We start from the raw sequence: 12,769 nt of genomic DNA on the forward strand, positions 1-12,769 counted from the left end.
GACATACTCGTCGCCGTGACCCCACGCCCCCTTCCCCCACGGACGGGGCGGCCCTACCTCGACCACGTGCGCGACCACCCCGGCGCCGTGCTCGCCTTCGCCCACCGCGGCGGCGCCTACCACCCCGACCTCGAGGGCCTCGAGAACACGATGCAGGCCTTCCGGCACGCCAGCGCGCTCGGCTACCGCTACCTCGAGACCGACGTCCACGCCACGGCCGACGGCGTCCTGCTGGCCTTCCACGACGCGGTCCTCGACCGCGTCACCGACCGGCAGGGCGCCATCGCCGGGCTCACCCACGCCGAGGTGCGCGAGGCGCGGGTCGGCGGGCGCGAGGAGGTGCCGGCGCTGGCGCAGCTGGTCGACGAGCTGCCCCGCGGCACCCGGTTCAACATCGACCTGAAGTCCGACAACGCGGTGCGGCCGCTGGCCGACTTCGTCGCCGCCCGGGGCCTGTGGGACGACGTGCTGGTCGGCTCGTTCGGCATCGCCCGGATGCGCGAGTTCCGGCGCCTGACGCAGGGTCGGGTCGCGACGTCCGCCTCGCCGTCGGAGGTCGCGGCCTTCCTGGTGCGCCCCAGCCGCCGGGCGGCGTTCGACGCGCTGCAGGTGCCGCGGCGCCGCGGCCGGCTGCCGGTGCTCACCCCACGCCTGCTGCGCACCGCGCACGCCGCCGGCAAGCACGTGCACGTGTGGACCATCGACACCCGCGACGAGATCCACGAGCTGGCCGGCCTCGGCGTCGACGGCCTGTTCACCGATCGCACCGACGTCCTCAAGGACGCGCTCGTCGAGCGCGGCCAATGGCTCGACCCCGGGAGGGACCCCCGATGACCGACAGCCCCGCCGTCCGGGGGGTCGCCGACCTCGCCCCGCTCGAGCGCGCCCGCGAGCAGAAGGCCTGGTACTGGTACGACTGGGCCAACAGCGCCTACTTCACCACGGTGCTGAGCGTGATGTTCGCGCCCTACATGATCGAGGTCGCGGGCAACGCCGCCGGCTGCCCCGACAACCTGGACGACGCCGCCACCTGCGGCAACACCGTCGGCCTGCTCGGCCTCGACCTCGCCGCCGGGTCGCTGCCGTTCTACCTGACCAGCTTCGCCACCATCGCCAGCGCGTTCCTGCTGCCGATCGTCGGCGCCGTCGTCGACCGCTCGGACCACAAGAAGCGCCACATGGCGTTCTTCGCCTGGGCCGGCGCCGCGTGCGCCTCGCTGCTGTTCTTCATGAAGGACGACCAGTGGCAGATCGGCGCGGTCGCCATCGTGGCGAGCAGCGTGCTGGCCGGCTGCTCGGTGATCAGCTACTCCGCGATCCTGGTCGACATCTCGACCGAGGAGGAGCGCGACCGGGTCTCCTCCCGGGGGTGGGCGTTCGGCTACCTCGGCGGCGGCGTGCTGCTGGCGATCAACCTCGCGATGTTCCTCGGGCACGACGCGGTCGGGCTGTCGAGCTCGATGGCGGTGCGGCTCTCGCTGCTCTCGGCCGCGGTCTGGTGGGCGGCGTTCACGATCATCCCGTTCGTGCGGCTGCGCGACCGGCCACCGGTCGACCGGCTGCCGGTCACCGGCAGCATCGTCGACCGCAGCTTCGGCCAGCTGTTCCGCACCCTGAAGGAGCTGCGCAACTACCCGATGACGCTCACCTTCCTGGTGGCCTACCTGTTCTTCAACGACGGCATCCAGACCGTCATCTACGCGGCGTCCACCTACGGCTCGAAGACGCTCGGCTTCGGCGACAGCGTGCTGATCGGCACCATCCTGCTCATCCAGTTCGTCGCCTTCGGCGGCGCGCTGCTCTTCGGGCGCATCGCCTCGCGCATCGGCAGCTACAAGCCGATCCTCTACGGCACGTTCGTGTGGATCGTGATCGTCGTGGTCGCCTTCTTCCTGCCCGAGAAGAACGTGCCGCTGTTCCTGCTGGTGGCGCTGGCCATCGGGCTGGTGCTCGGCGGCACCCAGGCGCTCTCGCGCTCGTTCTACAGCCTGCTGATCCCCCGCGGCCGCGAGGGCGAGTACTTCGCGCTCTACAACGCCGCCGAGCGGGGGACGTCGTGGCTGGGCACGCTGGTCTTCGCGCTGGTCTTCCAGCTCACCGACTCCTACCGCCCCGCGCTGCTCGCCCTCATCGCGTTCTTCGCCATCGGGGCCTTCTTCCTCATGCGGCTCGACCCGCAGCGAGGCATCCGCGAGGCCGGAAACGTCGTCCCCTCGACGCTGTAGCGCACCGCGACGCTGCGCCGCCCGGCCCGGGCGGCCGCAAATCGTCCGCGTGAGGGCTTGGCAGGGTGGGTACGGTTGAGGAGGGCAACGGGTCTGCACGCCGACCCTCAGCCACCCCCACCACATCACTCGAGATCACTCGAGCGACACGCTGACGACTTTGGGAGGTGCCTCATGGCAGAGCGCACACTGCGTGGCGCGCGACTCGGCGGCCAGAGCTTCGAGGACGAGCGCGGCATCGAGTTCGCGGCGCGTCAGCAGGTCGGCTACCGCTGCGCCCAGGGCCACGACTTCGAGATCACCATGTCCGTCGAGGCCGACGTGCCCGCCGTCTGGGAGTGCCCGCGCTGCGGCGCCGAGGCGCTGAGCACGGCCGGCATCGAGCGCGTGGAGAAGGCCGAGAAGCCGGTCCGCACCCACTGGGACATGCTCCTCGAGCGCCGTTCGGAGAAGGAGCTCGAGGACATCCTCAAGGAGCGCCTCGAGCTGCTCCGCGGCGGCGAGATCGGCCCGGCGCACCTGCACCGCGCCGCGGGCAAGAAGCGCAAGGCCAACGCCTGACCCACACGGTCGGGCAGCCCGCCGGCTGATCGACTGGCTTGCTGGCTCACTGACGAGCTACTCGTCGACCACCTCACCTCGGACCACCGGTCCGGGGTGTCGTGCGTCAGGACGCCGGGCGCGCCCGGTGGGCCACCCGGCCGCGGTCGGCACGGGGCCGGCGTGGACGGTCGTGAGCCGGCGGGTGACCACGCGGGCGAGCACGCGACGGAACAGCGGCCGCGTGACCGGCAGGATGAGCAGGATGCCGAAGACGTCGGTGACGAAGCCCGGGCTCAGCATCAGGGTGCCGCCGACGAGCAGCAGCGCCCCGTCGGCCAGCTCGGTGGCCGGCATCCGGCCCTGCTCGAGCGCCGAGGTCAGTGCCCGCCACGCCCGGCCGCCCTCGCGCTTGATCAGCCAGCTGCCGAGGATGCTGTCGGCCACCAGCAGCGCGACCGTCCACCACGCGCCGATGACCTGGCCGACCTGGATGATCACGTAGATCTCCAGGATCGGGACCACCACGAACGCGACGAGCAGCAGCCACGGGAGCCGCCGACGTGCCGTGCCCTGCACCATGGGCCTCAGTCTAGGTCGGCGCCCGGAACCGGAGCCCGCGCGCCGGGTCGGACGGCGTCCCAGCGCCGCGCCAGCTGCTCGCGCCGCTCGCGCAGGCCCCACACGGTGATGCGGCGCAGCGACTCGGTGGCCACGGCGCCGCTCATCTTCGACTCCCCGCGCACCCGCTCGACGAACTCGATGGGCACCTCGCGCACCCTCATCCCCGCCCGCAGGGTGCGGGTGACGAGGTCGGCCTGGAAGACGTAGCCGCTCGAGCGCACCTGCGAGAGGTCGAGCCGCTCGAGGGTGGCGCGGTGGAAGAGCCGGAAGCCGGCGGTGGCGTCGCGCACGCGGACGCCGAGCAGCGCCCGCACGTAGAGGTTGCCGCCGCGCGAGAGCGCCTCGCGGGCCAGCGGCCAGTTGACGACGCTGCCGCCGGGCACCCAGCGCGAGCCGATCACGAGGTCGGCCTCGGGCAGCGCGTCGAGCAGGCGGTGCAGCTGCTCGGGCTGGTGCGAGCCGTCGGCGTCCATCTCGCCGACCACGTCGTAGCCGCGTCCGAGGGCCCAGGCGAACCCGTGCAGGTAGGCCGCCCCGAGGCCGGCCTTCACGGTGCGGTGCACCACGTGGACGGCGGGGTCGGCCGCGGCCAGCGCGTCGGCGAGGTCGCCGGTGCCGTCGGGCGAGCCGTCGTCCACGACGAGGACGTCGACCTCGGGGTGCGCGCGCCGCAGCCGGCCGACGATCCACTCCAGGTTCGCCGCCTCGTTGTAGGTCGGCAGCACCATCACGACACGCACGCGGGCTCCTCGGGCGCGGTGGCGGCGTCGTCGTCCGGTGCGTCGCCGTCGGGCCCACGGCGGCGGTCACGGCGGTCACGGCGGCCGACCACGACGCCGAGCAGGACGCCCAGCAGCGTCGCCGCGGGCGCGACGGTGGCGAGGGCGCGGCCGACCCGCACGCCCGGAGTGACGCCGCTGCGCAGGTCGACGGTCTCGACGACGACGTCCTGGGTGAGGCGCTGCGTGCGGTCGACGACGCTGCCGTCGGGCGCGATGACGCCGGTGATGCCGTTGACGGCCGCCACGACGACGTACTTGCCGCTCTCGAGCGCCCGGGCGCGGGTGATCGCGAACTGCTGCTCGATCTGGTCGGTGAAGATGAACGAGGCGTTGCTGGTCTGCACCGTCATCAGCTCGGCCCCGTCGGTGAGCTGGGCGGTCAGACCGTCGTCGTAGGCGATGTCGAAGCAGATGGCGTCGGCGACGTCGACGCCCGCCACACGCAGCGGCTCGGTGCGGCTGCCGCTCTTCATGTCGCGCGGGATGCGGTCCAGGCGCCCGAACAGGCCGGAGAGGTAGGCCCGGAACGGGATGTACTCGCCGTAGGGCACCGGGTGCCACTTGGTGTAGCGCTCCCCCGCCCCGGTGACGGGGTCCCACACGATGCCCTGGTTGAGGATGTGGTCGGGGCCGTCGTCGACGATCGCCCCCACCACCACGGGGACGCCGGCCGCGGCGACGGCGCGCTCGATGCCGTCGTGCACCACCTCGGAGCGGAACGGGTCGCGCGCGGTGGAGTTCTCGGGCCAGAGCACGAAGTCGGGCGCCGGCGCGCGACCGGCCGCCACCTCGGCGGCAAGACGCTCGGTGGCCACGACGTGGTTCTCGGTGACGCCGTCGGGGTCGTAGAGGATGTCGTTGCCAGGCCCCGGGACGTCGCCCTGCACGGCGGCGACGGTGGTCTCGCCCGTCGTGGGCAGCGTCCAGGGCACGACGGCCGGGACCGTGGCCACGGCCACGACGCCGACCAGGCCCGCGGCCGCGAAGAGCCGCTGCTCGCCGGCGGCGAGCACGAGCCGGGCGAGCAGGAATCCGGTGCCGGCCACGAGCAGGCTGACGCCGTTGACGCCGACGTAGGCCAGGGCGGGCGCGTAGGGCGTGTCGACCACCCCGAACCCGAGCCGGCCCCACGGCATCCCGCTGAAGGGCCAGCCGCTGCGCACGACCTCCATGGCCACCCACGCCAGCGCGAGCCACGCCGGCCACGCCCTGAGCCGGTGCAGCACGGTCGCCGCCGCGCCGAGCAGGCCGTAGAAGAACGCCTCGATGCCCGCGAGCGCCGCCCAGGCGTCGGTGCCGATCGAGGAGCTCATCCACCAGATGTGCACGTAGTAGAACGCGATGCCGTAGACCAGGCCGACCGCGAACCCGCCGCGCGCCCGCAGGCCGCGGGTCACCAGCGCGTAGACCGCCAGCGAGAACGGCATCAGGTAGGCCAGCGCCACCGGCTCGTAGGCCAGCGAGAGCGCGAGCCCGGCGACCGCCGCGGCGAGCAGACGGAGCGGCACGAGGGGGAACGCTACCCGGCACCCGGACACCGCTGCGCCCGAACCCGGGCGCCCGCTCGGCGGGGACGACCGCAGCCCTAGTGGCGCCATAGCCCGTTCCGGCGGCGCGTCGGCGGCGACACGCCGTCCGTTGGGACTATTTCGGTGACTATTTGCCACCGAGGGGTGAGCCGCTGACCTGCATCTTTGCTTGTTCTCGCAGGTCAGCGCCGTGTTGACACCCTTTCGGCCCGGCGAGAGTGTTCTCCGGTCCGCTCGTGCAGGTCGTGGCCGGTGGACCGACGTCCGAGTGGCCGTCGTCGTCAGGTGTAGCGCCAACATCTGTCGACCATGGTTCGCGGAGGTCGGTCCGCCCTACGGGAGTGGACCCGGGAGGACCCGCCCGGCCCTAGACAACGACTCCGTCACGGCAGCCCGTCGTGGCCGGGGACGGCCGAAGGCCGAAGCGGGTCCTCCCGCCTTCTGCAAGGCCGGAGCCGAGCCCGAGGAACGAGGGCGCGGCTCACCGACCGCAGGTCGAGCAAGCGCCGCGGGTGAGGAACGAACCCGCGACGCGCGTGACGAGACCACGCAAGGACGACGCAAACGCGAGCACGGACGTCGCGAGGGCCCTTCGACAGGCTCAGGGTCCGTGCCGGGGCCCTTCGACAGGCTCAGGGTCCGTGAGGCTCCCCGCACCTCGACCAGCGTGAGGAGCCCCCTACGGGACGACGACGGTGCCGGTGGCGGTGGTGGCCAGCAGCGGCGGGTCGAGGACGGTAGCGGCGCCGGGAGCGTCGTCGGTGGCGGCGCCGCGGGCGACGACGTGCACCGCGAACTCCATGAGCCGCGACCGGGTGCCGGCGCGCACCAGCTCGGCGCTGACCTCGAGCACGTCGCCGGCGCGCACGGGCGCCTTGAACTGCACGTCGCTGTAGGAGGCGAACAGCCCCTCGTCGCCGTCGGTGTGGATGCACAGCTCGGTGGCGACGTCGCCGAACAGGCCGAGGCTGTAGGCGCCGTCGACGAGGTTGCCGGCGTAGTGGGCGTGGCCGTAGGGCACGTAGCGGCGGTGCACCACCCGGGTGCCGACGAGGTGGTCGTTGCTCATGAGGCGACCTTCCTGGGGGTCGGGGCAGGGGCGAGGCGGTGGGCGATGAACGAGGCGACCTCGCCGGGCGTCGTCCCGCGGCTGAAGACGCGGTCGACGCCGAGCTCGTCGGCCATGGCCTCGTCGAAGCGGGGGCCGCCGACGATGAGCAGCGGACGCCGCTCGGCCGGGTAGGCCTCGCGGAAGGCGGCCGACATCTCGCGGGTGTTGAGCAGGTGGGCGTCGCGCTGGGTGACGACCTGGGAGACCAGGACGGCGTCGGCCTTCTCGGCCTGGGCGCGGTCGACGAGCTGGGGCACCGAGACCTGCGCGCCGAGGTTCACGACCTTCAGCTCGCGGTAGTACTCCAGGCCCTTCTCGCCGGCGAAGCCCTTGATGTTGAGGATGGCGTCGATGCCGACGGTGTGGGCGTCGGTGCCGATGCAGGCGCCGACGACGGTCAGCCGGCGGCGCAGCGAGCGCTTGACCGCGGCGTTGACCTCCTTGGGCGACAGCAGCGGGTAGTCGCGCTCGACGACGACGACCCGGCTGGGGTCGACGACGTGGTTGACCCGGCCGTAGACGACGAAGAAGGTGAAGTCGGGGCCCATCGGCTTGGCGTGCACGAGCAGCGCGGGGTCCATGCCCATCTTGTTGGCCAATTGGATCGCGGAGCCCTCCGCGACCTTGGAGTGCGCCATCGGCAGCGTGAACGAGATCTGCACCATGCCGTCGCCGGTGGTGTCGCCGTAGGGCATCACGACGCGCGGGGTGGTCGGCTCGGCGGTCGGCTCGGTCATCGCACGCCCTCCTTCGCGTCGAGGATCTCGGTGGCGGGGTTGTAGTAGGCCGAGGACTTGCGGGCCACGCCGTCGAGGCCGCGGCCGCCGTCCGCGGGGCGTTTCATCAGGCCGAAGGTGCCGTCGGCGATGGCGTCGAGCAGGCCGTGGTCGTGGGCGAGGATGCGCTCGAGCAGGTCGATCGACTCCCCCAGCACCTGGTTGGCGCGCTGGACGATGAACCCGTCGGGCGAGGGGTGGAAGTCCTCGTGCAGCCGGCCGGCGGCGTCCATCACGTAGCGCACGTTCTGCAGGGCGATGTCGCGGTCGGAGATCCACGGCGTCACCACGGCCTCGGTCATCATGCCGACGAGCAGGATGCCCTGGCCGGTGAGCGCGCCGGCGAGGTTGAAGAAGCCGTCGAGCAGGTTGCCGCGGAAGACGTCGCCGGTCATGTGCCGCGTGGGCGGCATCCACTTCAGCGGCGCCTTGGGGAACAGCTCACGGGCCAGCAGCGCGTGGGCGAGCTCCATGCGGAACGAGTCGGGCACGGCGGGGTCGATCTCGAAGGCGTGGCCCAGGCCCAGCTGCCAGTCCTCGAGCCCGGCCTCCTTGGCGAAGTACTCGTTGAGCAGCTGCGAGGTGGTCACCGTGTGCGCGGCCTCGACGGCGTCGGCGGTGGTGAGGTAGTTGTCCTCGCCGGTGTTGATGATGATGCCGGCGCGGGCGTGCACCTGGCGGCTGAAGCGCTGGTCGACGAAGGTGCGCACGGGGTTGATGTCGCGGAACAGGATCCCGTACATCGAGTCGTTGAGCATCATGTCGAGCCGCTCGAGCCCCGCGAGGGCGGCGATCTCGGGCATGCAGAGGCCGCTGGCGTAGTTGGTCAGTCGCACGTAGCGACCGAGCTCCTTGCTCGAGTCGTCGAGCGCGGCCCGCATCAGGCGGAAGTTCTCCTGCGTGGCGTAGGTGCCGGCGTAGCCCTCGCGCGTGGCGCCCTCGGGCACGAAGTCGAGCAGGCTCTGGCCGGTGGAGCGGATGACGGCGATGACGTCGGCGCCCTCGCGCGCGGCCTGCTGGGCCTGCGGGATGTCCTCGTAGATGTCGCCGGTGGCGACGATGAGGTAGATCCACGGCGTGCGCGGGGCGTCGCCGTGGCGGGTGACGAGGCGCTCGCGCTCGGTGCGGCGGCGGTCGACCCGCTTGATGCCGGCCGCGACCGCCTTGCGGCTCGCGGTGCGGGCGCGCTGGGCGTCGCGGCCCTCGGGCAGCCGGAACCGCACGCTGCCGGCGGCCGCCTTCTGCGCCAGGACGCCGAGGTCGTCGGCCTCGCCGCGCAGCAGGGCGTCGTAGACCGGCAGCGAGAGGCCGTGCTCGAGGCCGCCCACGTCGTGCAGGTCGGCGCGGACGACGTCGGCGAGCCGGTTGACCCAGGGGGTGCCCTCGTCGTCGGCGCCGCCGAGGCCGGCCAGGCGCAGCGTGGCGCGCTCGACGGCGACGGTGGTGTGCTGCTGGGCCAGCCTCACGATGGGGCGGCCGGCCTTGCGGGCCAGGCTGCGCGCCTGCCGGACGACGGCGGGGTCGAGCCCGAGCTTCGGCTTGGGGCGGCTCACGCCTCGAGCCTCCCCTCGAACAGCGAGCGGACGCCGTCGTGGGCGCGCAGCAGCTCGAGCGCGCGGTCGGCGTGGCCGGGCACGTAGCCGTTGCCGACGAGCATGGTGACGTCGGCGGCGAGGCCCTCGGCGCCGAGCGCCGCGGCGGAGAAGGAAGTGGCCATGGAGAAGAACACCACGGTGCCGCCGTCGGCGGTGGCGAGCACGGCGCCGCCCTCGCAGCCGGGCACGTCGACGCAGACGATGGTGACGTCGGCCGGGCCGCCCGCCTTCTCGACGGCGTCGCGCAGGGCGATCGGGTCGCGGGCGTCGGCGACCGCCACCTCGTCGGCCAGGCCGGCGGCCTCGAGCAGGTCGGCCTCGTCCCGGTGCGGGACGACGCCGATGGTGCGGCCGGCGCCGGCGTCCCGCGCGGCGGCCAGGCTGAGCGAGCCCGACTTGCCCGCGGCGCCGATGACCACCACGACCGGCTCGGCGTAGTGGTGCACGACCCGCTCGGTGAGGGCGGGCGCCCCGCACACGTCCATGACCGACAGGCTGAGCGGCGCGGGCAGGTCGTCGGGCAGGACGGCGGCGATGGAGCGGCCGAACAGCACGGCGTAGCCGTCGCACGGCACCTGCTCGGAGCGGCCGTCCCACGCGCGCAGGTCGTCCTCGATCACGAGCGGGGTGAGGGTGAGCGAGACCAGGGTGGCGACGCGGTCGCCGACCGCCAGGCCCAGCGGGGAGTCGGGGCCGACCTCCTCGACGGTGCCGACGAGCATGCCGCCGGAGCCGGTCTCGGGGTTCTGCATCTTGCCGCGGGTGCGCACGATGTCGAGCACGGCCGCGCGGACGGCGTCCCCCGACCCCTCGTGGGTGCGCTCGAGCTGGCGGAACGAGGCGGCGTCGAGGTTGAGGCGCTCGACGCGCACCCGCACCTCGTCGGGCCACAGCTCGCGGCGGGTGTCGAGCGCCTGGGCCGCCTGCGGCAGGACGGCGGGACGGTCGAGCACCCGGTGCAGCCCGGTGGGATCACTGACGTGCGGGAAAGCGGCCGACATGCGGCAAATCCTACGGCGGATCGATGTGAACTCCGCAAACTTTGCGCGTAACCTGTCGCGCATGAGCATCGACACCTCCGTCGGACGCCTCGCCGCCGAGGCCGGGCAGCCCTACCCCTACCGGCGCACCGAGCTGGTCGAGCCCGACTGGACCCGCTTCCCGGGCTGGCGCGACGTCACCGCCGAGGACTGGGCGTCGGTGCAGTGGCAGCGCGCGCACTGCGTGAAGAACGTCAAGCAGCTGCGCGAGCTGCTCGGCGACCTCGTCGAGGAGCGGTTCTTCGCCGACCTCGAGCGCGACCAGGCCGAGCGCGCCACGATGTCGATGCTCGTGCCGCCGCAGATGATGAACACGATGGTGCCGCACGCCGGCCGCGACGGTGTCGCGCTGACGGCCGGCTCGCTCACCGAGGCGTTCTACGCCGACCCGGTGCGCCACTACATGATCCCGGTCTTCAGCGACCGCCGCACCGACTGGCCGAGCCACCCCCACGCCACCCGCGACTCGCTGCACGAGCACGACATGTGGGTCGCCGAGGGCCTCACGCACCGCTACCCGACCAAGGTGCTCGCCGAGCTGCTGCCCACGTGCCCGCAGTACTGCGGCCACTGCACCCGCATGGACCTGGTCGGCAACTCCACCCCGACCGTCGACAAGCTGAAGTTCGTCGCCAAGCCGAACGACCGCCTCGAGTCGATGCTCGACTACCTGCGCCGCACCCCGCAGGTGCGCGACGTCGTCGTCTCCGGCGGCGACGTCGCCAACATGCCGTGGCCGCGCCTCGAGGCGTTCCTCACCTCGGTGCTCGAGGTCGAGAACATCCGCGACATCCGCCTGGCCACCAAGGCGCTGGTCGGCCTCCCGCAGCACTGGCTGCAGGACTCCGTGCGCGAGGGCATGGCCCGCGTGGCCGGCATCGCCCGCGCGCGCGGCGTCTCGATCGCCATCCACACCCACGCCAACCACGCGAGCTCGATCACCCCGATCGTCGCCGAGGCGTCGCGGGCGATGCTCGAGGCCGGGGTGCGCGACGTCCGCAACCAGGGGGTGCTGCTGGACGGCGTCAACGCCGACCCGCACGCGCTGCTCGACCTGTGCTTCGCCCTCCTCGACGGCGCGCAGATCATGCCCTACTACTTCTACATGTGCGACATGATCCCGTACTCGGAGCACTGGCGGGTCTCGGTCGGTGACGCGCAGCGCCTGCAGCACCACATCATGGGCTACCTGCCGGGCTTCGCGACGCCGCGCATCGTGTGCGACGTCCCGTTCGTCGGCAAGCGGTGGGTGCACCAGCTGGCCTCCTACGACGCCGTGCGCGGCATCTCGTACTGGACCAAGAACTACCGGACCTCGATCGAGATGGACGAGGGCCACGACATGGACACCACCTACGAGTACTACGACCCGATCCACACCCTGCCCGCCGAGGGCCAGGCGTGGTGGGCCCAGCACGCCGACCTCGACACCTCCGCCCTCAAGGCCGCCGAGGTCGCCGAGGCCTCGCGCCGCACCGCGGCGCTGCAGGCGTACTGAGCCGGCTCGTCGCCGGCTCGGCCCGGGTCGGCGGTGAGCTGTCTACCGTTCTGCGGCTCGGTTCGGTAACTGAGGCACCGCTGGCCCGGCTGGGTTCGGGTGGGCGGTGAGCTGGTGACCGTTCCGCGGTTCGGTTCGGGAACTAAGGCACCGCCACCCCCGCTGGGTGCGCGTGGGCGGTGAGCTGGTGACCGTTCTGCGGCTCGGTTCGGGAACTGGCGCACCGCTGGCCCGGCTGAGTTTGGGTGGGCGGTGAGCTGGTGACCGTTTCGCGGCTCGGTTCGGGAACTCAGTCACCGCTGGCCCAGCTCGGCCCGGTGGGCGGTGCGTCAGCCACCGTCGCGGCACGTCGAACCGTGGCTCACGCACCGCCACCCCGGCTCGACCCGGTGGGCGGTGCGTCAGCCACCGTCGTGGCGCGTCGAACCGTGGCTCACGCACCGCCACCCCGGCTCGACCCGGTGGGCGGTGCGTCAGCCACCGTCGTGGCACGTCGAACCGTGGCTCACGCACCGCCCCCGCCGCCCCCGCCGCCTCGAGGCAGTCGAACCAGCCGGCCAGCCACTCAGTCGCCGAGCACCGACCGGTTCTCGTACGGCGTGGAGAGGACGATCGTCGTCCGCGTGGAGACGTTGGCGGCGGAGCGGACGCGGGCGAGCAGGTCCTCGAGGTCGGCGGGGGTGCCGACGCGCACCTTGAGGATGTATGACTCCTCCCCCGCCACCGACCAGCACGACTCGATCTCCGGCAGCCCGGCGAGCCGGTCGGGCGAGTCGTCGGGCTGGGAGGGGTCGATGGGGCGGATCGAGATGAACGCCGTCAGGGGCAGGCCGACGAGGTCGTGGTCGACGACCGCGCCGTAGCCGGCGATCAGCCCGCGGGCCTCGAGGCGCTTGACCCGCTGGTGCACCGCGGACGTCGACAGGCCGGTCGCGCGGCCGAGGTCGGTGAACGACATCCGGCCGTCCTCGGCCAGCAGACCGAGGATCCTGCGGTCGGTCTCCTCCGGCTCTCCCGTCACGGCGGTCACAGTAGTGGGAGCCGCATGA

Annotated in this window: 12 protein-coding genes; 4 read left to right on the top strand and 8 right to left on the bottom strand. The window is 72.7% G+C overall.

Annotated features, from left to right (window positions below):
- Window positions 1-15: 15 nt before the first annotated feature.
- The 3 genes from ABEA04_RS21310 (at window position 16) to ABEA04_RS21320 (ending at window position 2,786) form a co-directional block, all read left to right on the top strand.
- A complete protein-coding gene (locus ABEA04_RS21310; protein WP_345463767.1) occupies window positions 16-834 on the top strand; it encodes a glycerophosphodiester phosphodiesterase family protein in 819 nt (272 codons plus the stop codon).
- A complete protein-coding gene (locus ABEA04_RS21315; RefSeq protein WP_345463770.1) occupies window positions 831-2,225 on the top strand; it encodes an MFS transporter in 1,395 nt (464 codons plus the stop codon). Before ABEA04_RS21310 ends, ABEA04_RS21315 begins: the two co-directional genes overlap by 4 nt.
- Before the next feature lie 174 nt (window positions 2,226-2,399).
- Window positions 2,400-2,786 carry an RNA polymerase-binding protein RbpA gene (locus ABEA04_RS21320; RefSeq protein WP_345463773.1) on the top strand — a complete coding sequence of 129 codons (387 nt, stop codon included), beginning with the start codon at window positions 2,400-2,402 and terminating at the stop codon, window positions 2,784-2,786.
- Between the two features lie 57 nt (window positions 2,787-2,843).
- On the opposite strand, the gene ABEA04_RS21325 is transcribed toward ABEA04_RS21320, so the two are convergent.
- The 7 genes from ABEA04_RS21325 to kdd form a co-directional block, all read right to left on the bottom strand.
- On the bottom strand, window positions 2,844-3,347 hold the full coding sequence (locus ABEA04_RS21325) for an FxsA family protein (protein ID WP_345463776.1): 504 nt from the start codon (window positions 3,345-3,347) through the stop codon (window positions 2,844-2,846).
- 5 nt (window positions 3,348-3,352) lie between these two features.
- Entirely contained in the window at window positions 3,353-4,117 is a 765-nt protein-coding gene (locus tag ABEA04_RS21330; protein ID WP_345464397.1) for a polyprenol monophosphomannose synthase, read from the bottom strand.
- Window positions 4,117-5,679, bottom strand: a complete 1,563-nt coding sequence (gene lnt / locus ABEA04_RS21335; protein ID WP_345463779.1) for an apolipoprotein N-acyltransferase — start codon at window positions 5,677-5,679, stop codon at window positions 4,117-4,119. The genes ABEA04_RS21330 and lnt overlap by 1 nt, the downstream gene beginning before the upstream one ends.
- Before the next feature lie 700 nt (window positions 5,680-6,379).
- Complete coding sequence (kal, locus tag ABEA04_RS21340) at window positions 6,380-6,769, bottom strand: 3-aminobutyryl-CoA ammonia lyase (RefSeq protein WP_345463782.1); 390 nt, start codon at window positions 6,767-6,769, stop codon at window positions 6,380-6,382.
- On the bottom strand, window positions 6,766-7,548 hold the full coding sequence (gene kamE / locus ABEA04_RS21345) for a lysine 5,6-aminomutase subunit beta (protein WP_345463785.1): 783 nt from the start codon (window positions 7,546-7,548) through the stop codon (window positions 6,766-6,768). Before kamE ends, kal begins: the two co-directional genes overlap by 4 nt.
- Complete coding sequence (gene kamD, locus ABEA04_RS21350; RefSeq protein WP_345463788.1) at window positions 7,545-9,140, bottom strand: lysine 5,6-aminomutase subunit alpha; 1,596 nt, start codon at window positions 9,138-9,140, stop codon at window positions 7,545-7,547. Before kamD ends, kamE begins: the two co-directional genes overlap by 4 nt.
- Window positions 9,137-10,183: an L-erythro-3,5-diaminohexanoate dehydrogenase gene (kdd, locus tag ABEA04_RS21355; protein ID WP_345463791.1), complete on the bottom strand. Its 1,047-nt coding sequence runs from the start codon at window positions 10,181-10,183 to the stop codon at window positions 9,137-9,139. Before kdd ends, kamD begins: the two co-directional genes overlap by 4 nt.
- A gap of 61 nt (window positions 10,184-10,244) precedes the next feature.
- Here kdd and ABEA04_RS21360 point away from each other — a divergent pair, with 61 nt between their 5' ends.
- On the top strand, window positions 10,245-11,720 hold the full coding sequence (locus ABEA04_RS21360) for a KamA family radical SAM protein (RefSeq protein WP_345463794.1): 1,476 nt from the start codon (window positions 10,245-10,247) through the stop codon (window positions 11,718-11,720).
- 565 nt (window positions 11,721-12,285) lie between these two features.
- Here the strand turns inward: ABEA04_RS21360 and ABEA04_RS21365 are convergent.
- The gene (locus ABEA04_RS21365; RefSeq protein ID WP_345463797.1) at window positions 12,286-12,741 is read right to left on the bottom strand and encodes an Lrp/AsnC family transcriptional regulator; all 456 of its coding nucleotides are present in this window, start codon (window positions 12,739-12,741) and stop codon (window positions 12,286-12,288) included.
- Window positions 12,742-12,769 lie beyond the last annotated feature (28 nt).

The organism is Nocardioides marinquilinus, assembly GCF_039543705.1.
Taxonomy (GTDB): Bacteria; Actinomycetota; Actinomycetes; order Propionibacteriales; family Nocardioidaceae; genus Nocardioides; species Nocardioides marinquilinus.